This is a genomic window from Dactylosporangium sp. NPDC005555, from assembly GCF_040605635.1.
Classification (GTDB): Bacteria; Actinomycetota; Actinomycetes; order Mycobacteriales; family Micromonosporaceae; genus Dactylosporangium.
On the sequence record NZ_JBEXDG010000098.1, the window covers coordinates 1,124 to 24,350 of the forward strand.

Here is a 23,227-nt window from a genome sequence, read left to right on the forward strand (position 1 = left end):
AGCCAGAACTGCGTCCATGATGAGCGGTTCCTGCGCTGCGCTGCGGCCCGCTCATGCCGCCACCTCCGCTGCGCTCCGGCGTCGGCCTGAGCCAGAACTGCGTCCATGATGAGCGGTTCCTGCGCTGCGCTGCGGCCCGCTCATGCCGCCACCTCCGCTGCGCTCCGGCGTCGGCCTGAGCCAGACCTGCGTCCATGATGAGCGGCTCCTGCGTTGCGGCCCGCTCATCGCAGGACCCCCATCTCCTCGAACACCGCGCGCAGCGCCCGGACCGCGTAGTAGGCGCGGGACTTCACGGTGCCTTCGGGCACCGACAGGCGGCGGGCGGTGTCGGCGACGGTGCGCCCGTCGTAGTAGACGGACTCCACGACCTGCCGGTGCTCGACGGAGAGCCGGTCCAGGGCGGCCCGGACCAGCCAGCCCTCCACGAGGTCGTCGACGTTGTCGGCGTCGGCGACGGCCGCGATCGCGTCGGGGTCGTCGACGAGCCGGGGGCGGCGCTGGTCCGCCCGCCACGCGTTGCTGACCACGTTGCGCGCGATCGTCAGCAGGTACGCCCTGGTGGTGTCCCGGCTGACGTCGATGCGCCCGATGTGCTTCCAGGCGCGCAGCAGCGTCTCCTGGACGAGGTCCTCGGCACGGTGGCGGTCGCGTTCGTACCGCGACACGAAGCCGAGCAGCACACCGTAATGCTCGGTGTACAGCGCGGTCATCAGCTCCTCGTCCCTGGTCAACCGGGTCTCCCTCGTCGGCGCGGGTCCTGCTGACGTGTACCCCATCAGACAGTTGCGGGTTCAACCACCTGTGGGACGGCGCATCCGGCACAGCACCGCGGCCACGGAGACGGCCGGGCCGCCCACGAAGGGGCGGCCCGGACGGTGCGGTCAGACGGTGCCGGTCAGGCGGTGGGGCGGGGGGTGGAGCGGCGGAAGGCGAGGACGGCGACGATCAGGCCGGCCAGGCCGAGGACCAGGCCGGCGACGCCGAGGCCGATGGCCGTGCCGTCGCCGCTGTCGTCCTTCGCCCCGGTCGCGGTGGCCGCCGGGGCGGAGGCGCCCGCGGCCGGGGCGGCGGTGTCGGTCTTCTTGGTGAGCTTCAGGACCGGGGCGGGGTGCTCGGCCTCGGCGCCCGCGGCGGGTTCGTCGATCCAGCGGACGACCTCGCCGGTGGAGTACGTCTGCAGGGCCTTGAACACGATCTGGTCGGCGACCGGGAGCGGGCCGAGGGAGACGTCGAACTCCTGGAACTGGTGCGGCTTGATCTCCGCGCCGGCGCCGGCGGTCCAGGTGATCTTCGAGACGGCGTCGGTGATCTCGCCGTCGTCGGTCTTGATCGGGGTGGCGAGCTTGCTGTTCTCGGCGACCGCCGTCCAGCCCTGAATCGGCTTGAGCGACACCGACGCGATCGGCGTGTCGGTCGGCAGCGCGATCTCCACCTTGGTGGTGGACGCGTCGTCGCGCTCGTTGGGCACCCGGAACGTCACCTTCGTGTAACCGCCCTGCGTGGCGGTGCTCGGGTTGACGGTGACGTGGGCGGATGCGGCGGCGGGGAAGGCGAGTGCCGCGGCGGCGGCCGCGGCGACGGCGACACCCGCGCGGACCACGTGGGTCAGGCGCATGATGCGGGCTGTCCTCTCGGAGGCAGGAACAAGGTCGACGGGTAGTCGTCCGGGGGGACCGGAAAGTTCCGGCGACCTTGAAGAAAAATCAGGAAAGGTCCGCCGGGTCCGCGTATGCCGTGCCCAGGGCGGTGACCGCGAACAGCCCGACCGCCAGGACGTGCACCGCCGTGCACCACAGGCAGATCGCGTCGAGGGTGAAGAGCTCCGCGTAGACGAGCCAGACGACGAACAGCACCCCGGCACCGGTGGTGGCCAGGCGGGCGAGCCGCACGTCCCGGCGCGGCATCCGCCACAGCGCCGACAGGGCCAGCATCGCCACGAAGTACAGCAGGCCCAGGACGGCGACGGGCACCCCGAACACGGCGGACTGCTCGCTGGTGGTGACCTTCAGGCAGTTGAGCGCACCCGTGTCGGGGCAGGCCAGGGTCGTCGAGGATGTGAAGTGCTCATACGTCAGGTACACCGACACGGCCAGGCCGAGCACGGACAGCACCAGCGAGGTGGGCGGCACCCACCGCTGCACCAGTGTCATGCTCACACCTTTCCCTGGAAGACGGTCACGGCCTGGGTGGTGCAGACGTTCGCCGGCTTGCCGCCGGTGATCTTGCACAGCACGGCGGTGATCGCGTTGGCGTTGCCGCCGATCGCCTTGCCGATCTCGCTGCCCGGGTCGGACAGCGCCGCGGCGACCTGCTCCGCGGTCATCCCGGCGAGCAGGTCCGGGCTGAACGACGCGCCGGAGGTGATCGCCTGGTTCGCGAAGTCGACGAACGGGATCGACCCGGCGGACTTCGCGTCCACGTACGGCGGGGCGTTGAACTTCTGCACGAGCTGCGCCTGCGCCGGCGTGAGCTGGTCGAGGGGGGTGTACGAGCTGCCCTTGCGGGTCCGGCTGCTCGTCTCGACGCCCTGGAAGGTGAGCAGGTCGCTGGTGTACGAGCTGCCGTGGAACGACACGGTCGGAGTGTCCGGGTACACGTCGTCGGACGCCGACGCGGAGATCGCCAGGCCGGTGAACGTCCCGAAGCGGGACAGCGCGACCACCACCGGCCAGCGCTGCGCGGCGCAGAACGGGCAGTACTCGGCGCCGACGTACAGCACCAGCGGCTTCCCGCCCTCGGTGAGGATCTGCTGCCCGGTGACGGCCTTCGGCAGGACCTCCGCGGAGCCGGCGCCGATCTGGTCGAGGGTCGCCGGCGGCACCGACGTCACCTTCGCCACGATCGCCGCGGCGGCCTCACCCGTCGGGAACGCGGAGACCGGCGCCTGCGTGCCCGAGCCTGCCCCGGCGAGCTTCGCGACGATCATGACCGCGAACACGACCAGGACGGCGGCGATCGCGGCCGTCGCCCGGCGCATCCGGCCCTGCCTCGCGGTCGCCCGTTCCTGGATCAACCGCATCTGCCGCGCGTATTCGCGCGAGTCCCGCTGGCGCTTCGACACGCGCAACCCCCCACTCGTCTGCCTGGTTAGTCGTCCGGAACCCGCACACGGTTCCCTCCCCGGCTGACTTTAGGCAGTGCGATGGGTGTCGCCCTGGGTCCAAGGTCCCGCCACGCCGGGTAGAAGGGCAGATCTTGCGCGGGCCCGTGTGCGGGTGCAAGGTGGCATGTCGGCACCTGGAGAAAACCCACAGCACGGATGCGAGGGGGACCAATATGCAGCGACGACACCTGCTGGCCGCGGCCGCGGGCGGCGCGGTGGCCGGCACCGCGGGCCTGACCACGAGCGCGTCGGCGGCGCAGAGCGGGGGAGCGGCGTTGAAGCCCGGAAGGACCCGGCTGATCAGCCTGTCCCACGTCAACGACCCGGCGACGACCAACCTGTATCCGGGCGATCCGGCGTTCGAGCTGGAGACCATCGCCACCATCGAGGACGACGGCTACTACCTGCAGTTCGTCCGGGAGGGCGAGGCGACCGGCACCCACTGGGGCGCGCCCGGGCACTTCAACGCCGGCGAGCCCCTCGCGGACGACCTCGACCCGAACGACCTGTTCCTGCCCGCGGTCAAGATCGACGTGCGGGACAAGTGCGCCCGCAACGCCGACTACGCGCTGAGCATCGACGACGTGAAGCAGTGGGAGCGCCGGCACGGCCGCATCCCGGACGAGTCGATGATCATCATGTGGACCGGCTGGGAGTACAAGTGGGGGACCGACGCCTTCCCCAACCTCGACGCCGACGGGGTCCTGCACCAGCCGGGCTTCGCGCCGCAGACGGTCCAGTGGTTCATCGACACCGGCCGGATCGGGCGCAACGGCGGCACCGGCATCGACACGTTCGGCCCCGACCTGGGCACCGACCCCGACTTCCTGGCCTCGCTGCTGGTGTACCGGCGGCACCGGATCAGCCTGGAGATCCTCGCGAACCTGGCGAAGTTCCCGGCGACCGGCGGCTCGATCCTGTGCGGCGGCTTCATCAACGCGAAGGGCTCGGGCTCCACGGCGCTCATCTACGGGGTACTGCCGAACTAAAGTCCCGCGTCCGGGTGCCGATGCGGTGCGTGTGGAAGGCATCACCGGCATCGCCACCCGGATGGCGGAGATCCGGCACCAGCTCGCGGCGTTCGCCGGTCCGCCGGCCGCTCCGGCCTCGTCGGCCTCGTCAGCCGCGTCGTTCGCGACCGCCCTGGAGTCGGCCGGCTCGCTGCAGGGCCGCTACGAGAACGGGCGGATCCCCGTCACCGCGCTCGCCGAGGTCGGCTCGACCGGGCACCGCCTCGCCGCGCCCGCCGCGACCGCCCTCACCAGCCTGCTGAAGGCGGCGCAGCGCGACGGCGTGACGATCGGCATCACCGACTCGTACCGCGGCTACGACGAGCAGGTCGACCTCGCCCGCCGCAAGGGCCTCTACTCGCAGGGCGGCCTCGCCGCGAAGCCCGGCACCAGCGACCACGGCTGGGGCCTCGCCGTCGACCTCGACCTCGACGCGAAGGCGCAGGCCTGGATGCGTGCCAACGGCTCCCGCTACGGCTTCACCGAGAACACCCCGCGCGAGCCCTGGCACTGGAAGTTCACCGCCTGACCGCGGCTACCCTTCCGGCATGGTGCTGTTCCTGCTGCTCACCGTGCATCTCGGTCTCGCCGCCATGTGGTGCGGGTCGATGGGGTACAGCCTGGTCGTCGTCCAGCCGAAGGTGGCGCGGTCCGGGTTCGACGACGACCGCCTGGAGGAGTTCCTGACGCTGCTCGCCCAGGGCAACCGCTGGAAGGTCGTCCCGATCGTCGCGGCCCTGCTGGCGACGGCCGCCGGCATCCTGGCCGTGACCGGCGACGCGCTCTTCGTCCTGGTGCTGCTGCTGTACTGCGCGGCCGCGGCCGTGTTCGCCGACGTGTCCTGGCGGCACTGGCCCGCCCGGGTGTTCGCGCTGCCCGAGGAGCGGCCCGCACTGCGCCGCGCCCTGAAACTGCGGGCGTGGACGATGCTGGTCCTGGTGGCCACCGCCTTCACCGCGGCGCTGGTGGCCACGACATGGGCCGCCGGTGGGTGAGCACCGCTGTTAGGGTTTCGCGGGGCGACCCGCGTCGATGTGTCGCCGTCTGGAGGGACCTGATGCATCCCGCACCCGCCCGCCCCGGGTTCGGCTGGAAAGTGCTGAACAGCTGGTGGCTGCTCTTCCCGATCCTCGGGGTGGGCTGCCTCAGCGGCGTCGGGTTCGTCCTGATCGGCCTGCGTGCCAGGAAGCCCGGCTGGTGGGGCACCGGCATCGCGTACCTGGTGGTCGAGACCGGCCTGTTCATCGCCTCGGACCGGGTGCTGGGCGGCACCACCGAGGAGGCGAGCGGCCCGGTCGCCGCGGCGTGGGCGCTGATCTGGTTCGCCAGCATCGTGCACGCGTTCGTGCTCAACGTCTTCTGGCTGCGCTGGCTGGAGCAGCGCTGGACGGCGACGCAGGCCGGCCCGGCGGCGTACGGCTCACCCGCGGTCTTCGGCGGCGCCGGGTACGGGTCGCCGGTCGCGTCCGGCTCGCCGGTCGGCCCGGCCGTGCCGTACTCGGCGGTGCCCTACGCGGGGTCGTCCAGCACCGCGTCGGCCGGGTTCCCGGTCCAGCTACCGCAGCAGTACCACCAGCATCAGCAGCACGGCGGGCCGCAGTTCCCGTCGACGTCGACGACGCCGTGGCCCGCCGCGACACCCTGGTCGCCGGACACGCCCGCCGCGATCGACGTCAACCTGGCCGACGCCGGGCAGCTCGGCACCCTGGAGGGCTTCGACGCCGCCCGGATCTCCTACGTCCTGACCGAGCGGCACCGCCGCGGCGGCTTCACCGGCCTGGCCGACTTCGCCGCGACCGCGCAGCTGGCGCCCTACCAGTTCGAGCGGATCCGGCACCGGCTGACGTTCACGCCGCCGCGGCCCTTCTAGCGCACGATCAGCACGACCAGGGTGCGGGGACCGTGGACGCCCTCGACCCGGTTGAGCTCGATGTCGCTGGTCGCGGACGGGCCGCTGATCAGTGTCAGGGGCCGGGTCGGGGTGAGCCGGGCCAGCAGGTCGGGCACGGCCGGGACGACCTGGTCGGCGCGGACCACGCAGTAGTGCCGGTCCGGGACCAGGGTGATCGCCCGCCGGCCCTGGTCGGGGCTGCCGTCGAGGGCGATCGTGCCGGTCTGCGCGCACGCCGCCGCGCACGCCGTGACCACGCCCGCGAACCCGTCGAGCGCCACCGCCCCGAGCGTCCCGTCGTCGACGACGAAGCCGCCGTCACTGCTGCCGGGGTCGGCGCCGGCGAGCCAGCCGTGGGGGAGGGCCGGCGGCACGATGAGCCGGCCGCCGGGCGGCATGGTGGCGGCCAGTGCGGCGCGCAGGTCACCGGCCAGGTCCGCGGCGGTCGTCATGACCACCGTCGCCTTGTAGTCCACCAGGCGGTCGACGAGCAGGTCGAGCAGCTCGGGGGAGCCGGCCACGGGGGCTCCGGCCCGCCGGTAGTCGCGCGGCACGTCGGGCACGACCGGGTCGGGCCCGAGGGCGGCCCGGATCCGGGCCAGGACCGCGGCGCGGGCCTCACTCATCGGTCGTCCTCCTCGACGAGGGAGTCAACGGGAGCGGCCGGACGGGAGCGCCACCAGTCGCGGAACGTCTGCGCGGGTGGCCTGGGCAGGTCGCGGGTCGCCGTCCACGCCGACATCGGCGGCGGCAGCGCCGTGATCCGGTCGTCGCGGCGGCCGAGCAGCCGGCCGATCCGCAGCAGCTTCTCCGCGCGGCGGAACCTGCCGGGTTTCGTCATCACCCACGACATCGCCGCCATCGCCACGGCCTCGGGTGACGGCACCGGCCGGTCGGCGCGCTCCTCCACGTGCCGGTTGCGCAGGTGGACCAGCATCGCCGGGATGTCGATCCGCACCGGGCACGCGTCGAAGCACGCGCCGCAGAGACTGGACGCGTAGGGCAGGGAGGCGTTGTCGGCGACCCCGGTGAGCTGCGGGCTGAGCACGGCGCCGATCGGGCCGGGGTACACGGAGCCGTACGCGTGACCGCCGGTCCGCTCGTACACCGGGCACACGTTGAGGCACGCGCTGCACCGGATGCAGTGCAGCGCCGCCCGGCCCGCGGGGTCGGACAGGACCGCGGTCCGGCCGTTGTCGACCAGGACCAGATGGAAGTCCTGCGGGCCGTCGCCCGGGGTGACGCCGGTCCACAGCGACGTGTACGGGTTCATCCGCTCCCCGGTCGATGACCGCGGCAGCAACTGCAGGAACACCTCGAGATCCGTCCAGGTGGGGACGACCTTCTCGATGCCCATGACGGTGATCAGCGTCTGCGGCAGCGTCAGGCACATCCGCCCGTTGCCCTCGGACTCGACGACCGCGAGGGTGCCGGTCTCCGCGACCGCGAAGTTGGCCCCGGACATGGCCACCCGCGCCGTCAGGAACTTCTCCCGGAGATACGCGCGGGCGGCCATCGCGAGCTCGCGGGGCTCGTCGGACAGCGCGTCGGCGCCGGGCATGGTGCGGCGGAAGATGTCGCGGATCTCGGTGCGGTTGCGGTGGATGGCGGGCACCAGGATGTGCGACGGCTTGTCGTCGCCGAGCTGCACGATCAGCTCCGCCAGGTCCGTCTCCCACGCGGTGACGCCGCCCTCGGCGAGGGCCTCGTTGAGCCCGATCTCCTGCGTCGCCATCGACTTGACCTTGACGACCTCCGCCGCGCCCGTGGCGCGGATCAGGTCGAGGACGATCGCGTTGGCCTCGGTGGCGTCGCGGGCCCAGTGCACGGTCCCGCCGCGCGCGGTCACCTGCTCCTCCAGCCGCACCAGCAGGTCGGGCAGGCGGGCCATGGTGGCGGCCTTGACCGCCTCGCCCGCCAGGCGCAGCTCCTCCCAGTCGGGGACCTCGGCGACCACGGCGGCCCGCTTGCCGCGGATGGTGCTGGTGGCGTGGCCCAGGTTGCGGCGCAGCTGGTCGTTGCCGAGCGCCACGCGCGCCGCCTCCGGGAAGGGCATGTCCCCGCGCAGCGCGCCGACCCCGCGCGGTGCGTACACCGGCATCCCGAGAAACACGGAGGTCATGTCGCCGCCAGGATTTCCGCGAGATGCACCGGACGCGTGACGGCGCCGGCATCGGACGACAGCCGCGACAGGCCGCCGCCCATGTGCATCAGGCACGACGAGTCGCCGGCCGAAACCACGTCGGCGCCGGTGGACAGGACGTTGCGGAGCTTGTCGCCGAGCATCGCCGCGGACGTGTCGGCGTTCTTCAGCGCGAACGTGCCGCCGAAGCCGCAGCACTCCTCGGCGCCGGGCAGCTCGACCAGGTCGATGCCGCGCACCGCCCGCAGCAGCCGCAGCGGGCGGTCGCCGACCCGCAGCATGCGCAGCGAATGGCAGGTCGGGTGGTAGGTGACGCGGTGCGGATAGCGCGCGCCGACGTCGGTGACGCCGAGGACGTCGACGAGGAACTCCGACAGCTCATAGGTGCGCGCGCCGAGCTCCTCGGCGCGGTGCGACAGCGCGACCCGCCCGGCCCGGCGCGCGACGCCCGCGTGCTGGTGGCGGATCGACCCGACGCAGGAGCCCGACGGCGCGACGATCGCCTCGAAACCGGCGAACGAGTCGACGTGATGCTCGACCAGGCGAAGGGCCTCGCGCTGGTATCCCGTGTTGATGTGCATCTGGCCGCAGCAGGTCTGCGCCTCGGGGAAGACGACCTCGTGGCCGAGCCGCTCCAGCAGCTCGACCGTGGCCCGGCCGACCTGCGGGAACATCGCGTCGGCGAGGCACGTCACGAAGAGTGCTACACGCATCGATCACCGCCCAATCCGTCTGGGCCGGCGGGTGCGGGGCCGGCCACTCGACTCGCGGACGATCAGCTCCGGCTGGAACACCACGTGGCGGTGCTCATGGCGGCCGTCGTCCTCGATCTCCTCGAGCAGCATGGCCGTGGCGGTGCGACCGAGCTGTTCCCGAGGCTGACGGACGGAGGATAGCGGCACCGCGGCCGCGGCGGCGAACTCGATGTCGTCGTATCCCACGATCGCCACGTCCTGCGGCACCCGGATGCCCCGCTGGGTCAGGCCCTGCAGCACGCCGAGCGCGACGAGGTCGTTGGCGCAGAAGACCGCGGTCGCGTCGATCTCGGCGGCGGCGGCCCGTCCCGCGGCGACGGTGAGGTTGGGTGTGCTGACCACCGACAGCTCGGCCTTCCCGGCCACGGCGTCGGCGATCCCGGCGTGCCGCTCGCGGACCTGGGTGATGGTGGCGGGCCCGCCGACGAACGTGATCCGCTGATGCCCCTGCTCCAGGAGGTGCTCGCCGGCGAGCCGCCCGCCGAGGAGGTCGTCCACGGCGACCGAGCAGCGGCTGTGCCGGCCGGATCCGCGGTCGACGAGGACGACCGGGGTGCCGCGCTGGATGAGCTGCTCCAGGCGCGAGTTCGGCGACTCGTCGACGGGCGTGATGAGCACACCCCGGACCCGCTGCTCCTCCAGGAGGTCGAGGTGGCGGTGCTCCCGGCCCGCGTCCTCGCCGCTGTTGCAGACCACGACCATGACGCCGTGCTCCTCGGCGGCGGCCTCCGCGCCGCGGACCACGTCGGTGAAGAACGGGTTCGTCACGTCGAGCACGACCAGGGCGATCTGCCGGCTGTGCCCGGCGCGCAGCTGCCGGGCCGAGTCGTTGCGCACGTAGCCCAGCTCGGTGATCGCGTCGAGGACCCGCTGCCGGGTCGACGAGGCGACCAGCTCGGGCCGGTTGAGCACGTTGCTGACGGTGCCGATGGAGACGCCCGCGCGGCGGGCCACCTCCTTGATGCCGGTCGTGTTGGACATCGATCTCCCGGGATTCCCTGAAACGTGTCAACGCTTGGAGCACTGTGTCACATGTATCGAACCGGTAACGCGATTGAAACCCTTGACGGCGTCACGGGTCTGCTTCTACCGTCACTGTAGTCACTGCATGAAACGTTTCACAAGGGAGGGTCGGTGCTGGTTCTCGAAGGCGTCAGCAAGTCGTTCGGCGCCGTCGCGGCGCTCCGCGACGTGCGCCTGGAGCTGCGCGGCGGTGAGGCGCACGCCCTCGTCGGGGAGAACGGCGCGGGCAAGTCGACCCTGGTGAAGATCCTCGCCGGGGCGCACGCACCCGACGCCGGGACGATCACCCTCGACGGGGAGCCGCTGCGGCTCGGCGGCCCCGCCGACGCCCGCGACGCCGGCATCGCCGTCATCTACCAGGAGCCGACGCTCTTCCCCGACCTGACCGTCGCGGAGAACATCTTCATCGGCCGGCAGCCGCTGCGCTCCATGCGCCGCGTCGACACCGCCGCGATGCGGGCCCGGGCCGCCGAGCTCTTCGACCGGCTCGGCGTGCACATCGACCCGGACCGGCCCGCCCGCGGGCTGTCGATCGCCGACCAGCAGCTCGTCGAGATCGCCAAAGCGCTGTCCTTCGACGCCCGCATCCTGGTCATGGACGAGCCGACCGCCGCGCTGTCCGGCGTCGAGGTCGAGCGGCTCTTCGCCGTCGCCCGCGCGCTGCGCGACAGCGGCGCCGCCGTCCTGTTCATCTCCCACCGCTTCGACGAGGTCTTCTCGCTGTGTCAGCGGATCACCGTCATGCGGGACGGGCGGTGGGTGTCCACCGACCCCGCGAGCGACCTCACCGTCGAGCAGGTGGTGCGGCGGATGGTCGGGCGCGAGGTCTCCTCCATGTACCCGCAGCGCACCGCCGCCGACGCGGGGGAGGCCCGGCTGGAGGTCCGCGGTCTGAGCAGCGCCGGCGTGTTCAGCGACATCTCCTTCACCGTGCACAGCGGGGAGATCGTCGCCCTCGCCGGGCTCGTCGGCGCCGGGCGCTCCGAGGTCATCCGCGCCGTGTTCGGCGTCGACCGGTACGACGCCGGCGAGGTCCGCGTCGACGGCAGACCCCTCACCAGAGGCAGCGCGTCCGCGGCGATCGCCGCCGGGCTCGCCCTCGTCCCCGAGGACCGCCGGCAGCAGGGCCTCGTCATGGAGCTGTCCGTGGAACGCAACGCGACCCTGCCGCGGCGCTGGTCACTGAGCCGGCTCGGGCTGCTGTTCGGCCCCGCCGAACGCCGCGACGCCCGCACCTGGACCGAGCGCCTGCAGGTGAAGGCGGCCAGGCTCAGCGACCCCGTCGCCACGCTCTCCGGCGGCAACCAGCAGAAGGTCGTCCTCGCCAAATGGCTGTCGACGTCCCCCAAGGTCCTGATCGTCGACGAGCCCACCCGCGGCATCGACGTCGGCACCAAGGCGGAGGTGCACCGGCTGCTGAGCGAGCTCGCCGGCGAAGGCGTCGCCGTCCTCATGGTCTCCAGCGAACTGCCCGAGGTCCTCGGCATGGCGGACCGCGTCCTCGTCATGCACGAAGGGCGGCTCGCCGCCGACATCCCCCGCACCCGAGCCGACGAGGAGTCCGTGATGCTGGCGGCGACAGGACAGGCGACATGACCGGCCAGCGAAGCGGCTCGGGCCGGTCATCATGTGGCAGGTTCAGGGCAGGTCGACGCCGGAGCGCAGCGGAGGTGGCGGCGTGACCGGCCAGCGGAGCGGCTCGGGCCGGTCATCATGTGGCAGGTTCGGGGCAGGTCGACGCCGGAGCGCAGCGGAGGTGGCGGCGTGACCGGCCAGCGGAGCGGCTCGGGCCGGTCATCATGTGGCAGGTTCGGGGCAGGCCGACGCCGGAGCGCAGCGGAGGTGGCGGCATGACCGCCGTGCTGGACCGGGCGGAGGTCAGGAGCGCCAGGCTCACCCACCGTGTGTTCCTCGTCCGGGAGCTCGGCATCCTCGTCGCGCTCGTCCTGCTCATCGGCGGCACCGCGATCAGCAACCCGCGGTTCCTGTCCGCGCAGAGCGTCAAGGACCTGCTGCTCGGCTCCACCATCCTGGCGATCCTCGCCACCGGCCAGGCGATCGTCGTCATCACCCGCAACGTCGACCTGTCCGTCGGGTCGGTGCTCGGCCTGTCGGCGTTCGCGACCGGCACCCTGTTCCTCGACCATCCGGGGATGCCGATCCCGGTGGCGGTCGTCGCCGGCACGGCGCTCGGGGCGGTGTGCGGTGCGGTCAACGGTGCCCTCATCGCCGCCGCCCGGGTGCCGGCGCTGGTGGTCACGCTCGGCACGCTGTATGTCTTCCGCGGCATCGACTACCGGTGGGCCGAGGGCAAACAGATCAACGCCGCCGACATCCCGCACGGCTTCCTGCGGATGGGCACCGCCACCGTCCTCGGCGTGCCGGTCCTGACCCTGTTCGCGGTCGTCGTCGTCCTCTGCGCGGGCTTCTACCTCCGCTCGTACCGCAGCGGCCGCGAGCTCTACGCGATCGGCTCCGACCCGGCCGCGGCCAGGCTCACCGGCATCCGGGTCGGCCGGCGGGTGTTCGCGGCGTTCGTCGCCAGCGGCGCCCTCGCGGGGCTCGCCGGCGTCCTGTACGTCTCGCGCTTCGGCACCCTGGACGCCAACGCCGGCCTCGGCGTCGAGCTCAACGTGGTCGCGGCGGTCGTCGTCGGCGGGGTCGCCATCTTCGGTGGCAGCGGCTCCGTCTACGGCGCGGCCCTCGGCGCCGTGCTGCTCACCACGATCGCCAGCGCGCTGCCGGTGCTCGGCATCAACCCGTTCTGGCAGCGGGCCGCGATCGGCGCGCTCATCCTCGCCGCGATCGGCCTCGACCGGGTCCTGTCGCTCCGCGTCGCACGCAGCCTGCAAGGGGGACCGGGCAAATGACCTCGCTCACCACGGTGCCGAGCAAGACGCCGAGGCGCCGCCTGCTGCCCGCGGTCGGGTCGTGGGACGCCGTCGTCCTGCTCGCCCTCGTCCTCGTCGCCGTCATCGGCGCCGCGACGATCGAAGGGGTCGCCAGCCCGCGGTTCTGGCGGTTCGTGACCTTGGAGGTCGTGCCGATCGCGATCATCGCGCTGCCGATGACCCTGGTCGTCATCACCGGCGAGATCGACCTGTCGGTGGCCAGCACCCTCGGCCTCACCTGCGCCGTCATGGGTGACCTGTGGGCGCACGGGGTCACCTCCCTGCCGCTGCTCATCGCGCTGTGCCTGCTGCTCGGCGCGGTCCTCGGCGCCGTCAACGGCCTGTTCATCACCGTGTTCGGGCTGCCGTCGCTCGCGGTCACGATCGGCACCCTCGCGTTGTACCGGGGACTCGCGTACGTCGTCCTCGGCGACAAGGCGGTCGCCGACTACCCCGTCAGCTGGACCGACGCCGCGATCAGCCCCATCCCCGGCCTCACCATCCCGTGGGTCGTCATCGTCGTCGCCGTCCTCGCGGTGCTCTTCGGTGTGCTCCTGCACGCCACACCCGTCGGCCGCGGCCTGTACGCCATGGGCAACAACGCGGAGGCCGCCCGGTTCGCCGGGATCGCCGTCGCCCGCACCAAGTTCTGGCTCTTCGTCGCCACCGGCATGATGGCGTCCCTGGCCGGGGTCTTCTGGACGTTCCGCTTCGCCAGCGCCCGCGCCGACAACGGCAACGGCCTGGAGCTCGCGGTCGTCGCGGCGGTCCTGCTCGGCGGGGTCTCCATCTTCGGCGGCCGCGGCGGCATGGTCGGCGTCGTCGGCGCCGTCCTGCTGCTCAGCACGCTGCGCAACGCACTGCAACTGGCGAACGTGCCGGCGAACACCCTCACCATCATCACCGGCTCGCTGCTCATCGCCTCGGTCGTCGGGCCGAACGTCATCGGCATGGCGCGCGAGCGCCTCCGCCGCCGGCGCACCACGTAAGAGCGACACCCACACCCCCTGTTTCGTGCGACCCCCGCTGAAAGGATTCAATCCCATGAGAGCTGGCAAGCTCATCGCGGTCGCGGTAGCCGCCGCGCTCGCGTTCAGCACCACCGCCTGCGCCGAGGACTCCGACCCCGCAACGGGATCCGGTGACGGCGCAGCCACCTCCGACACCATCAAGAGCGGCCTGAAGGTCGCCTTCCTGCCCAAGCAGGTCAACAACCCGTACTTCGACACCTCCGACAACAAGGGCGGCAAGCTCGCCGTCGAGGAGTTCAAAGGTTCCTACAGCCAGACCGGCCCGTCCGAGGCGAGCCCGTCCGCGCAGGTCAGCTACATCAACACCCTGTCGCAGCAGGGCACCAACGTGATCGCGGTGTCCGCCAACGACAAGGACGCCATCTGCGGCGCCCTCAACGAGGCCCGCAAGGCCGGCGCGAAGATCGTCACCTACGACTCCGACACCAAGCCCGAGTGCCGCGACCTGTTCATCAACCAGGCGACGTCCGAAGGCATCGCGAAGATCCAGATCAAGCTCATCTCCGAGGCCATCGGCGCCGAGGGCGGCGAGATCGCGATCCTGTCCGCGACCGCGAACGCCACGAACCAGAACGCCTGGATCGAGATGATGAAGACCGAGCTGGCGAAGCCGGAGTACAGCAAGCTCAAGCTCGTCGACACCGTCTACGGCGACGACGACGACCAGAAGTCCTTCCAGGAGGCGCAGGGCCTGCTCGCCAAGCACCCCAACCTGAAGGGCATCATCTCGCCGACCACCGTCGGTGTCGCCGCCGCCGGCCGCTACCTGTCCGGCTCCACGTACAAGGGCAAGGTCCAGCTCACCGGGCTCGGCACGCCGAACCAGATGAAGGCCTACGTCAAGGACGGCACCGTCAAGGCGTTCGCGCTGTGGAACCCGGCCGACCTCGGCTACCTCGCCGCCTACGCGGGCGCGTCCCTGGCCTCCGGCGTCATCAAGGGCAAGGAAGGCGACAAGTTCAAGGCCGGCAAGCTCGGCGAGTTCACCGTCGGCAAGGACGGCACGATCCTGCTCGGCGACCCGTTCACCTTCAACGCCTCCAACGTCGACCAGTTCAACTTCTAAGGGGGTCCTGGCGTGCGCCGGGTTTGTTTCACGCTGCAGGTCAGGCCTGACCGGCTGGACGAATACCGGCGCCGCCACGCCCATGTCTGGCCCGAGATGCTCGCGGCACTGCGCGACGCGGGCTGGCACGACTACTCGCTCTTCCTCCGCGACGACGGCCTGCTCGTCGGCTATCTCCTCACCGAGGACTTCGCCGCCGCGCAGGCCGCCATGGACGCCACCGACGCCGACCGGCGCTGGCAGGCGGAGATGGCGGAGTTCTTCATCAGCGGTCGGCACTTCGTCGTCCTCGACGAGGTGTTCAACCTCGACCACCAGCTTGGAGCGTTGCAATGACAGAGCTCGCCCCGGAGACGCGCACGCGTGTCGCGGAACGACTACGCGGCCAGCGGATCGAGACGGCGTCCTGGGCATACGGCAACTCGGGCACCCGCTTCAAGGTGTTCCCGCAGGAGGGCGTGCCCCGGGACCCGTATGAGAAGCTCGCCGACGCGGCGACCGTGCACCGGTTCACCGGCGTGGCGCCGACCGTGGCGCTGCACATCCCGTGGGACCTCGTCGACGACTACACCGACCTCGCGCGCCACGCGAAGGACCTCGGCGTCGCGCTCGGCGCCGTCAACACCAACGTGTTCCAGGACGACGACTACAAGCTCGGCAGCGTCACCAACCCCGACCCCGGCATCCGCCGCAAGGCGATCGGGCACCTGCTGGACTGTGTGGACATCATGGACCGCACCGGGTCGCGGGACCTCAAGCTGTGGTTCTCCGACGGCACCAACTACCCCGGCCAGGACGACGTGCGCACCCGGCAGGACCGGCTCGCTCTCGCGTTGTCCGAGACGTACGACCGGCTCGGACCCGACCAGCGGATGCTGCTGGAGTACAAGTTGTTCGAGCCCGCGTTCTACATGACCGACGTGCCCGACTGGGGCACCGCCTACGCGCACTGCACGGCCCTCGGCGAGCGGGCGCAGGTCGTCATCGACACCGGCCACCACGCGCCCGGCACCAACATCGAGTTCATCGTCGCCGTCCTGCTGCGCGCCGGGAAGCTCGGCGGGTTCGACTTCAACTCCCGCTTCTACGCCGACGACGACCTCATGGTCGGCGCCGCCGACCCGTTCCAGCTGTTCCGGATCATGCACGAGATCGTCCTCGCCGACGCGCTGACCGAGCAGGGGATCGCGTTCATGCTCGACCAGTGCCACAACCTCGAACCCAAGATCCAGGCGGTGATCCGGTCCGTGCTCAACGTGCAGGAGGCGACCGCGAAGGCCCTCCTCGTCGACCACGCGGCGCTGCGGACCGCGCAGGACGAGGGCGACGTGCTGGGGGCCAACGAGGTGCTCATGGACGCCTACAACACCGACGTCCGGCCGTTGCTGCGTGGTGTACGGGAGGACATGGGCCTCGACCCGGACCCGATCGGCGCCTACAAACGGTCCGGCTACCTGGAGAAGGTCCGCGCCGAGCGGGTCGGCGGCACGCAGGCGGGATGGGGCGCGTGAAGGACCTCATCGACCGCTCGCGCCGGCTCGGAGCCGATCCGCGCAACACCAACTACGCGGGCGGCAACACGTCGGCGGCCGGCACCGCGATCGACCCCGTCACCGGCAAGGACGTCGAGCTGCTGTGGGTGAAGGGATCCGGCGGGGACCTCGGCACGCTCACCGAGGCCGGCCTCGCCGTCCTGCGCCTGGACCGGCTGCGGGCGCTCGTCGACGTGTACCCGGGCGTGGAGCGCGAGGACGAGATGGTCGCCGCGTTCGACTACTGCCTGCACGGCCGGGGCGGCGCCGCGCCGTCGATCGACACGGCCATGCACGGACTCGTCGAGGCCGCGCACGTCGACCACCTGCACCCCGACGCGGGCATCGCCCTCGCCACCGCCGCCGACGGGCCGGCACTGACCAAGGAGTGCTTCGGCGACCGGGTGCTGTGGGTGCCGTGGCGGCGGCCCGGCTTCCAGCTCGGCCTCGACATCGCCGCGGTGCAGAAGGCGAACCCGCAGGCGATCGGCGTGATCCTCGGCGGTCACGGCATCACCGCGTGGGGCGCCACGTCGGACGGGTGCGAGGCGAACTCCCTGGAGATCATCCGCACCGCGACGGAGTTCCTCGCCGCGCGCGGCCGGCCCTCGCCGTTCGGACCGGTGGTACATGAGCCGCTGCCGCTGCAAGAGCGTCATGCCCGGGCCGCCGAGCTGATGCCGCTGCTGCGTGGGCTCGCGTCCAGCGACCGGCCGCAGGTCGGGCACTTCACGGACTCCGACGTCGTGCTGGACTTCGTCGGCAGCGCCCGGCTGGAGGAGCTCGCGGCGCTCGGCACGTCGTGCCCCGATCACTTCCTGCGGACCAAGGTGCGGCCGCTGGTGCTGACATCGTCCGATATTTCTGGACAGTTCGCCGCCTACCGGGCGTCCTACGCGGCGTACTACGAGCGGCACGCCACCCCGGACTCGCCGGCGATGCGCGGCGCGGACCCGGCGATCGTCCTCGTGCCGGGCGTCGGCATGTTCAGCTTCGGCGCCGACAAGCAGACCGCGCGGGTCGCGGGGGAGTTCTACGTCAACGCGATCAACGTCATGCGCGGCGCCGAGTCGGTGTCCACGTACGCGCCGATCCCCGAGTCGGAGAAGTTCCGGATCGAGTACTGGGCCCTGGAGGAGGCGAAACTCGCCCGCCGGCCGGCACCTCGCCCGTTGGCGGCGCGCGTGGCGTTCGTGACCGGCGGCGGGTCGGGCATCGGGCGGGCCATCGCGCTGCGCCTCGCGGGCGAGGGTGCGTGCGTGGTAGTCGCCGACCGCTCCGCCGACTCCGCTGCTTCCGTGGCTGCGGAGATCGGCGGCTCGGACAGGGCAGTGGCCGTCACCGTCGATGTGACGTCCGAGGCGGCGATCAAGGCGGCCTTCGCCGAGGCCGTCCTCGCGTTCGGCGGCGTCGACCTGGTCGTCAACAACGCCGGGCTGTCCATCTCGAAGCCGCTGCTGGAGACCACCGTCGAGGACTGGGACCTGCAGCACGACGTCATGGCCCGCGGCTCGTTCCTAGTCGCCCGCGAGGCCGCCCGCGTCATGATCGAGCAGGGCACGGGCGGCGACATCGTGTACATCGCCTCGAAGAACGCCGTCTTCGCCGGGCCCAACAACGTCGCGTACGGCGCCACCAAGGCCGACCAGGCGCACCAGGTCAGGCTCCTCGCAGCCGAGCTCGGCGAGCACGGGATCCGGGTCAACGGCGTCAACCCTGACGGCGTCGTCCGCGGCTCCGGCATCTTCGCCTCCGGCTGGGGCGCGCAGCGCGCCGCCGTCTACGGCGTGCCGGAGGCCGAGCTCGGCGCGTTCTACGCCCAGCGCACCATCCTGAAACGGGAGGTCCTGCCCTCGCACGTGGCGAACGCCGTCTTCGCCCTCGTCGGCGGCGAACTGTCCCACACCACGGGCCTGCACGTCCCCGTCGACGCGGGCGTGGCCGCGGCGTTCCTGCGATGACGGGGCACTCGTGACGGCGCGATTCGCCGCGGTGGACCTCGGCGCCTCCTCGGGCCGGGTGATGGTCGGTGTTGTCGGCGACGGCACTGTCCAGCTCACCGAGGCGGCGCGCTTCGCCAACACGCCCGTCCGCGTCCAGGGCACCCTGCACTGGGACGTGCTCAGCCTGTACCAGGGGATCCTCGACGGCCTGCGAGCGGCCGGGCCGGTGAAATCCATCGGTGTGGACTCGTGGGCGGTCGACTACGGGCTGCTCGACGGCGACGGCCGCCTGCTCGGCAACCCGGTGCACTACCGCGACGCGCGCACCGACGACGTCGTCTCCCCGGTCCCGGCCGCCGAGCTCTACGCGGCGACCGGGATCGCGAACCAGCCGTTCAACACGGTGTTCCAGCTGCTCGCGGCGGCGGGCAGCGCGCAGCTCGCCGCCGCCCGCACGCTGCTGCTGATCCCGGATCTCATCACGTACTGGCTGAGCGGCGTCATCGGCGCGGAACGCACCAACGCGTCCACCACCGGGCTGCTGCGTGCCGACGGCGCCGGGTGGGACCTGCCGCTGATCGAGCGGCTCGGCATCCGCGCGTCGCTGCTGCCGCCGCTGCGCGACCCGGGCACCGTCGCCGGGCCGCTGCTGTCGGATCCGTCGACGCTGGTGACGACCGTGGCCTCGCACGACACCGCCTCGGCCGTCGTCGGGATCCCGGCCCGGACGGACCGGTTCGCCTACATCTCCTGCGGCACGTGGTCCCTCGTCGGGGTCGAGCTGCCGGCTCCCGTCCTGGGCTCCGCCGAGGCCGGCTTCACCAACGAGGCCGGCGTCGACGGCACCGTCCGCTACCTGCGCAACGTCATGGGCCTGTGGCTGCTGCAGGAGTGCATGCGCTCCTGGGGGTCCCTTTCGCTGGCCGACCTGCTCGCGGGGGCCGCCTCGGCGCCCGCCGGGCGCAGTGTCGTGGACGCCACCGACCCGCGTTTCCTCGCACCGGGCGACATGCCCGCCCGCATCGCCGCCGCGTTGCGGGAGACCGGTCAGCCGGTGCCCGCCGACCCGTACGCGATGACCCGCTGCATCCTGGACAGCCTCGCCCTGGCGTACCGGCAGGCGATCCTGGACGTCGAGCGGCTCACCGGCCGGTCGGTCGACGTGATCCACCTGGTCGGCGGCGGCGCGCAGAACGCCCTGCTGTGCCAGCTCACCGCCGACGCCTGCGCCCTGCCCGTCGAGGCCGGCCCGGTCGAGGCCGGCGCACTCGGCAACGTCCTGGTCCAGGCCCGCGCTCTCGGCCTCGTCCCACCCGACCTGCCGTCGATGCGCGCCCTGATCCGCTCTTCGCGCACGTACCTGCCGTCGTCCTAGACCGGGTGCCTGCTAGATCGGGTATGTCGCCTGGAACGCGAGGCGGGTGTCGGCGTCGCCGGCGATGCGGGTCAGCTCGTCGTCGAGGGTCATGAACGCCTCCCACGGCTCGCCGCCCAGCAGGTCCGCGACACGCCGCTCCAGGCCCTCGACCCGCTTGCCCTTCCACACCTTGTCGGCGAGGGTGACGAGCAGCTCCTCCGGCGTCGCGTCCGGCCGCTCCCACCGCGCGTGGGTGACGGCGAACCTGGCGAGGTCCCCGTGCTCCCGCAGCATCTCGGTGCCGGCCACCTCGTGTGCGCTGCCGGGCCCCCGCAGCTCCTCCGGGTGCAGGGTCTTGCCGATGTCGTGGGTCGCGGCCCCGAACAGCACCGCTTCCCGGTCGAGGCTGAGATGCGGCGCCGCCACCGCCAGCCAGTCGAGGAGCTGCGCCGCCACGTCGTGCACCAACCTCAGGTGCGCGGCCAGCCGGGGCGGCGCGTCGACCCGCCGCAGGACCGCCGCTGCCTCCGCCGGCAGGGGCCGCAGGCCGGGCTCGGCCAGGGCACGCTCGAGGTCGGTCACCACTCGACGTAGCCGGCGGTGCGGATCAGGTCCGGCTCGACCGCGAACCGTCCCCGGAACGACGCCGGCGCGCCCGGCGACTCCGCCAGTTTCTCCGGCAGGATCTCCGCCACGAACGTGTTGCCGAGCGGGTCGACGGTCAGGCGGGCCTCGTGGAAGTCGAGCCACGTACCCATGATCGGCGACCACATCTTGAACACGGTCTCCTTGGCGCTGAAGTGCAGCGCCGGCCACCACGGCTCGTCCGGCCGCTCCGCGCACCAGGCGATCTCCTCCGGCAGGCAGATCGCCGCCACGATGTTGGCGGGGAGCACCGTGCGCCGCTCCGCGTCGATCCCCACCGCCCGCACGTCCGGCACCCGCCCGACGGCGACCGCGCAGTATCCCTTGGTGTGCGTGATGCTCCCCGTCACCCCCGGCGGCCAGACAGGCGCCCGGCTCGGCCCGGTCACCACCGGCTGGCCGTGAATCCCGACCTGCCCGAGCGCCCGCCGCGCACACACCCGGCCGGCCGTGTATTCCCGCCGCCGCCCGTCGACGGCCCGCGGCGAAAGCCCGGCGGCCTCCTCGGGCAACAACACCCCGGCCCAGTCGTCCTCGCCGGCCACCTCAACCACGACAATCCCAGGCAACAGGTCCCGCACGCCGGAAACTCTACTGTCAGCGCCGCATTCCCGCGCTGTCACCAGTTGCCCCACCGCGAGCACCAGGCCCCGCGGGTTCTTGATGATCCGGAAGAGTCTGTGCCGCTATGACGCAATGCCGGTGAGTTAAGGATCTGCGTCGAGGGTTGTCGATGCCGCGTGGCGGCTTGCGCAGCAACGAAGCTCCCGTTACACATGCTGTCGACCAAGATCAGTACGTGTGCGGGGAGCTTCGTTGTTGGTGCATTGTGACATCGATGAGTCGTGCCTGGAGCATCCGGGTGGCGTTGCGCTGTTCGACCTTGTCACGGCCGGGCCGGTCGGTGACGCCGTGGTCCCGTCCGGGCCGGCCGAACAGGTACTGACCCGCATCGCCGGCCGTGACCTGATCGACATCGCGGTCGACAAGGCTGGACGGCGGCAGCAACGGGACCGGGCGCTGCCCGCCTGGATCACGGTGTACCTCGCGATCGATCCTGACGCATCGCCGCCGCCGAGGCGACGGCCTTGCCGCAAAATCCACGCACCGTCAGGAAATCAACACGCTCAGTTGGATAGTGACGCGCCCTGTGCTCGCAGTACACGCTGAACCTGAGCGGCGGCGATCTCGCGGGGCGGCTTCCCGGCCCGCGCCGCCAGCGCCGCGCACACCCCGGCGGCCTGACCTGTCGCCATGGAGATCGGCATGATGCGATAGGAGCTGTGCGCCACGTGGTCGCCGGAGATGCAGCGGCCCGCGACGAGCAGCCGGTCCACGTCGAGGGGGAGCAGCGTCCGCAGCGGGATGTCGTACGAGGTGCCCTGCGGCAGCCGGCGGAGGATCGTGCCGGGGCCGTTCGGGTTGTGGATGTCCACCGGGTACGCGCCGCGCGCCACCACGTCGGGGAACTTCCGCGCGTCGAGGACGTCCTGGCCCGTGAGCTGGTAGTCGCCGAGGACCCGGCGGGTCTCCCGGACGCCGACCTGCACGCCGCTCTGGATGACGTACGACGACTCGAAGCCCGGCACCCGGTTGCGCAGGAACTGGGCGATGCCCGCCAGCTGCCGGTGCATCGCGAGCTCCGCGCGGGTCAGGTCCCACACGCTGATGCCCAGGCCGCCGAAGCGGGTCGAGTTGACCGACACCTCGCCCTCGTGCGGCGTGGCGAAGAACAGGACGTCCTCGCGCGGCAGGTCCAGCTCACCGGCGTCGCGGGCGGCCCGGATCAGGTCCCACAGGCCGTGCACGCCCTTCCACTGGTCGGGATGCTCCCGTACGTACGACGCGAAGTCCTCCCGGTGCATGTTGCCGACCCGGAACATCAGGGTCATCGGCTGGGTCAGCCCGTCCTCGGGGCGGCCGACCTCGTACGGCGCACCCGCCGACGCGGCCAGGTCGCCGTCGCCGGTGCAGTCCACGACGACGTCGGCGTCGATGACGACCGGCCCGGACTTCGTCTCGAACACCACGCGGGACGAGTCGGGCAACGCGATCATGTCCGAGGCGAACGCGTGCAGCAGCATCCGCACGCCGGCGCCGCCGAGCAGGTCGTACGTGACGAGCTTGAACACCTCGGGATCGAACGGGACCGTGTAGCCCGTGTCCGGGGTCGGCGTGATCGCCCCGCGGACCCTGACCAGGCGGTCCAGCAGCATCCACAGCACCCCGGCGACGACGGGCTCGCCCTCGCCGTGGTCGGTCGGCAGCAGCCGGTTGTCGTCGCCGCCGACCGCCTGCTTCATCTCGTTGTGGAAGCTCATGAGCGGCATGACCAGCGCCGCGGTGGCGTTGCCGCCGAGGAACCCGTAGCGCTCGACGAGCACGACGTCGGCGCCCGCGGCCGCCGCGCCCATCGCCGCGCCGAACCCGGCCGGGCCGCCGCCGACGACGAGGACCTCGGTGTGCCCACCGTATTCGGCTGTCCGGGGCGGCAGGTGTACTCGTGCCGCACCGTCGGCCCGGTCGAGGGCGGTCATGCCGTCGCCTCCGCTTCGCTCCAGCGCCGACCTGAGCCGGAACTGTCACATGATGAGCGGCCCGAGACGCTCCGCTGGCCGCTCATGCCGCCACCTCCGCTTCGCTCCAGCGCCGACCTGAGCCGGAACTGTCACATGATGAGCGGCCCGAGACGCTCCGCTGGCCGCTCATGCCGCCACCTCCGCTGCGCTCCGGCGTCGGCCTGAGCCGGAACTGTCACATGATGAGCGGCCCGAGACGCTCCGCTGGCCGCTCATGCCGCCACCTCCGCTGCGCTCCGGCGTCGGCCTGAGCCG

Annotated in this window: 24 protein-coding genes; 13 read left to right on the forward strand and 11 right to left on the reverse strand. The window is 71.9% G+C overall.

What is annotated here, in order from left to right; all coding sequences use genetic code 11:
- Positions 1-224: 224 nt before the first annotated feature.
- The 4 genes from ABZS58_RS48595 to ABZS58_RS48610 form a co-directional block, all read right to left on the reverse strand.
- Positions 225-734: a sigma-70 family RNA polymerase sigma factor gene (locus tag ABZS58_RS48595; protein ID WP_354791387.1), complete on the reverse strand. Its 510-nt coding sequence runs from the start codon at positions 732-734 to the stop codon at positions 225-227.
- Between the two features lie 164 nt (positions 735-898).
- Positions 899-1,618: a YcnI family protein gene (locus ABZS58_RS48600; RefSeq protein ID WP_354791389.1), complete on the reverse strand. Its 720-nt coding sequence runs from the start codon at positions 1,616-1,618 to the stop codon at positions 899-901.
- Positions 1,619-1,706: 88 nt separating this feature from the next.
- A complete protein-coding gene (locus tag ABZS58_RS48605) occupies positions 1,707-2,153 on the reverse strand; it encodes a vitamin K epoxide reductase family protein (RefSeq protein WP_354791390.1) in 447 nt (148 codons plus the stop codon).
- Between the two features lie 2 nt (positions 2,154-2,155).
- Positions 2,156-3,064 carry a DUF929 family protein gene (locus tag ABZS58_RS48610; protein WP_354791392.1) on the reverse strand — a complete coding sequence of 303 codons (909 nt, stop codon included), beginning with the start codon at positions 3,062-3,064 and terminating at the stop codon, positions 2,156-2,158.
- Positions 3,065-3,279: 215 nt separating this feature from the next.
- On the opposite strand from ABZS58_RS48610, the gene ABZS58_RS48615 reads away from it, so the two are divergent.
- From ABZS58_RS48615 to ABZS58_RS48630, 4 genes are all read left to right on the forward strand, one after another.
- Entirely contained in the window at positions 3,280-4,095 is an 816-nt protein-coding gene (locus ABZS58_RS48615; protein WP_354791393.1) for a cyclase family protein, read from the forward strand.
- A gap of 25 nt (positions 4,096-4,120) precedes the next feature.
- Positions 4,121-4,645 (forward strand): M15 family metallopeptidase, encoded by a 525-nt coding sequence (locus ABZS58_RS48620; protein WP_354791395.1) that lies wholly within the window; start codon positions 4,121-4,123, stop codon positions 4,643-4,645.
- A 19-nt stretch (positions 4,646-4,664) separates the two neighbouring features.
- On the forward strand, positions 4,665-5,111 hold the full coding sequence (locus ABZS58_RS48625; protein ID WP_354791397.1) for a hypothetical protein: 447 nt from the start codon (positions 4,665-4,667) through the stop codon (positions 5,109-5,111).
- 62 nt (positions 5,112-5,173) lie between these two features.
- The gene (locus ABZS58_RS48630) at positions 5,174-5,986 is read left to right on the forward strand and encodes a hypothetical protein (protein WP_354791398.1); all 813 of its coding nucleotides are present in this window, start codon (positions 5,174-5,176) and stop codon (positions 5,984-5,986) included.
- Here the strand turns inward: ABZS58_RS48630 and ABZS58_RS48635 are convergent.
- From ABZS58_RS48635 to ABZS58_RS48650, 4 genes are read right to left on the reverse strand one after another with little or no spacing between them, the layout of a single operon-like run.
- Positions 5,983-6,633, reverse strand: a complete 651-nt coding sequence (locus ABZS58_RS48635) for an LUD domain-containing protein (protein ID WP_354791399.1) — start codon at positions 6,631-6,633, stop codon at positions 5,983-5,985. The genes ABZS58_RS48630 and ABZS58_RS48635 overlap by 4 nt on opposite strands.
- The gene (locus tag ABZS58_RS48640; protein ID WP_354791401.1) at positions 6,630-8,129 is read right to left on the reverse strand and encodes a LutB/LldF family L-lactate oxidation iron-sulfur protein; all 1,500 of its coding nucleotides are present in this window, start codon (positions 8,127-8,129) and stop codon (positions 6,630-6,632) included. Before ABZS58_RS48640 ends, ABZS58_RS48635 begins: the two co-directional genes overlap by 4 nt.
- Positions 8,126-8,863 carry a (Fe-S)-binding protein gene (locus ABZS58_RS48645; RefSeq protein WP_354791402.1) on the reverse strand — a complete coding sequence of 246 codons (738 nt, stop codon included), beginning with the start codon at positions 8,861-8,863 and terminating at the stop codon, positions 8,126-8,128. The genes ABZS58_RS48640 and ABZS58_RS48645 overlap by 4 nt, the downstream gene beginning before the upstream one ends.
- A gap of 3 nt (positions 8,864-8,866) precedes the next feature.
- The gene (locus ABZS58_RS48650; RefSeq protein ID WP_354791404.1) at positions 8,867-9,886 is read right to left on the reverse strand and encodes a LacI family DNA-binding transcriptional regulator; all 1,020 of its coding nucleotides are present in this window, start codon (positions 9,884-9,886) and stop codon (positions 8,867-8,869) included.
- 153 nt (positions 9,887-10,039) lie between these two features.
- Here ABZS58_RS48650 and ABZS58_RS48655 point away from each other — a divergent pair, with 153 nt between their 5' ends.
- The 8 genes from ABZS58_RS48655 to ABZS58_RS48690 all read left to right on the forward strand — a co-directional run bounded on the left by ABZS58_RS48655 (position 10,040) and on the right by ABZS58_RS48690 (position 19,766).
- The gene (locus tag ABZS58_RS48655) at positions 10,040-11,524 is read left to right on the forward strand and encodes a sugar ABC transporter ATP-binding protein (RefSeq protein ID WP_354791405.1); all 1,485 of its coding nucleotides are present in this window, start codon (positions 10,040-10,042) and stop codon (positions 11,522-11,524) included.
- 254 nt (positions 11,525-11,778) lie between these two features.
- The gene (locus ABZS58_RS48660) at positions 11,779-12,798 is read left to right on the forward strand and encodes an ABC transporter permease (RefSeq protein WP_354791407.1); all 1,020 of its coding nucleotides are present in this window, start codon (positions 11,779-11,781) and stop codon (positions 12,796-12,798) included.
- The gene (locus ABZS58_RS48665) at positions 12,795-13,808 is read left to right on the forward strand and encodes an ABC transporter permease (protein WP_354791408.1); all 1,014 of its coding nucleotides are present in this window, start codon (positions 12,795-12,797) and stop codon (positions 13,806-13,808) included. Before ABZS58_RS48660 ends, ABZS58_RS48665 begins: the two co-directional genes overlap by 4 nt.
- Before the next feature lie 55 nt (positions 13,809-13,863).
- The gene (gene rhaS / locus ABZS58_RS48670) at positions 13,864-14,916 is read left to right on the forward strand and encodes a rhamnose ABC transporter substrate-binding protein (RefSeq protein WP_354791409.1); all 1,053 of its coding nucleotides are present in this window, start codon (positions 13,864-13,866) and stop codon (positions 14,914-14,916) included.
- 12 nt (positions 14,917-14,928) lie between these two features.
- Positions 14,929-15,252, forward strand: coding sequence for an L-rhamnose mutarotase (locus ABZS58_RS48675; RefSeq protein ID WP_354791410.1), 324 nt, complete (start codon positions 14,929-14,931; stop codon positions 15,250-15,252).
- The gene (gene rhaI / locus ABZS58_RS48680) at positions 15,249-16,427 is read left to right on the forward strand and encodes an L-rhamnose isomerase (protein WP_354791412.1); all 1,179 of its coding nucleotides are present in this window, start codon (positions 15,249-15,251) and stop codon (positions 16,425-16,427) included. Before ABZS58_RS48675 ends, rhaI begins: the two co-directional genes overlap by 4 nt.
- Positions 16,415-18,409 (forward strand): bifunctional aldolase/short-chain dehydrogenase, encoded by a 1,995-nt coding sequence (locus ABZS58_RS48685; RefSeq protein WP_354791413.1) that lies wholly within the window; start codon positions 16,415-16,417, stop codon positions 18,407-18,409. Before rhaI ends, ABZS58_RS48685 begins: the two co-directional genes overlap by 13 nt.
- Positions 18,410-18,419: 10 nt before the next feature.
- Positions 18,420-19,766 carry a rhamnulokinase family protein gene (locus tag ABZS58_RS48690; RefSeq protein WP_354791414.1) on the forward strand — a complete coding sequence of 449 codons (1,347 nt, stop codon included), beginning with the start codon at positions 18,420-18,422 and terminating at the stop codon, positions 19,764-19,766.
- Between the two features lie 12 nt (positions 19,767-19,778).
- On the opposite strand, the gene ABZS58_RS48695 is transcribed toward ABZS58_RS48690, so the two are convergent.
- Both ABZS58_RS48695 and ABZS58_RS48700 read right to left on the reverse strand, forming a co-directional pair.
- Positions 19,779-20,330, reverse strand: a complete 552-nt coding sequence (locus ABZS58_RS48695; protein WP_354791415.1) for an HD domain-containing protein — start codon at positions 20,328-20,330, stop codon at positions 19,779-19,781.
- Complete coding sequence (locus tag ABZS58_RS48700; protein WP_354791416.1) at positions 20,327-20,974, reverse strand: 4'-phosphopantetheinyl transferase superfamily protein; 648 nt, start codon at positions 20,972-20,974, stop codon at positions 20,327-20,329. Before ABZS58_RS48700 ends, ABZS58_RS48695 begins: the two co-directional genes overlap by 4 nt.
- A gap of 331 nt (positions 20,975-21,305) precedes the next feature.
- On the opposite strand from ABZS58_RS48700, the gene ABZS58_RS48705 reads away from it, so the two are divergent.
- On the forward strand, positions 21,306-21,563 hold the full coding sequence (locus tag ABZS58_RS48705; RefSeq protein ID WP_354791419.1) for a transposase domain-containing protein: 258 nt from the start codon (positions 21,306-21,308) through the stop codon (positions 21,561-21,563).
- On the opposite strand, the gene ABZS58_RS48710 is transcribed toward ABZS58_RS48705, so the two are convergent.
- Positions 21,521-22,930: an FAD-dependent oxidoreductase gene (locus tag ABZS58_RS48710; protein ID WP_354791417.1), complete on the reverse strand. Its 1,410-nt coding sequence runs from the start codon at positions 22,928-22,930 to the stop codon at positions 21,521-21,523. The genes ABZS58_RS48705 and ABZS58_RS48710 overlap by 43 nt on opposite strands.
- Positions 22,931-23,227: the final 297 nt, after the last annotated feature.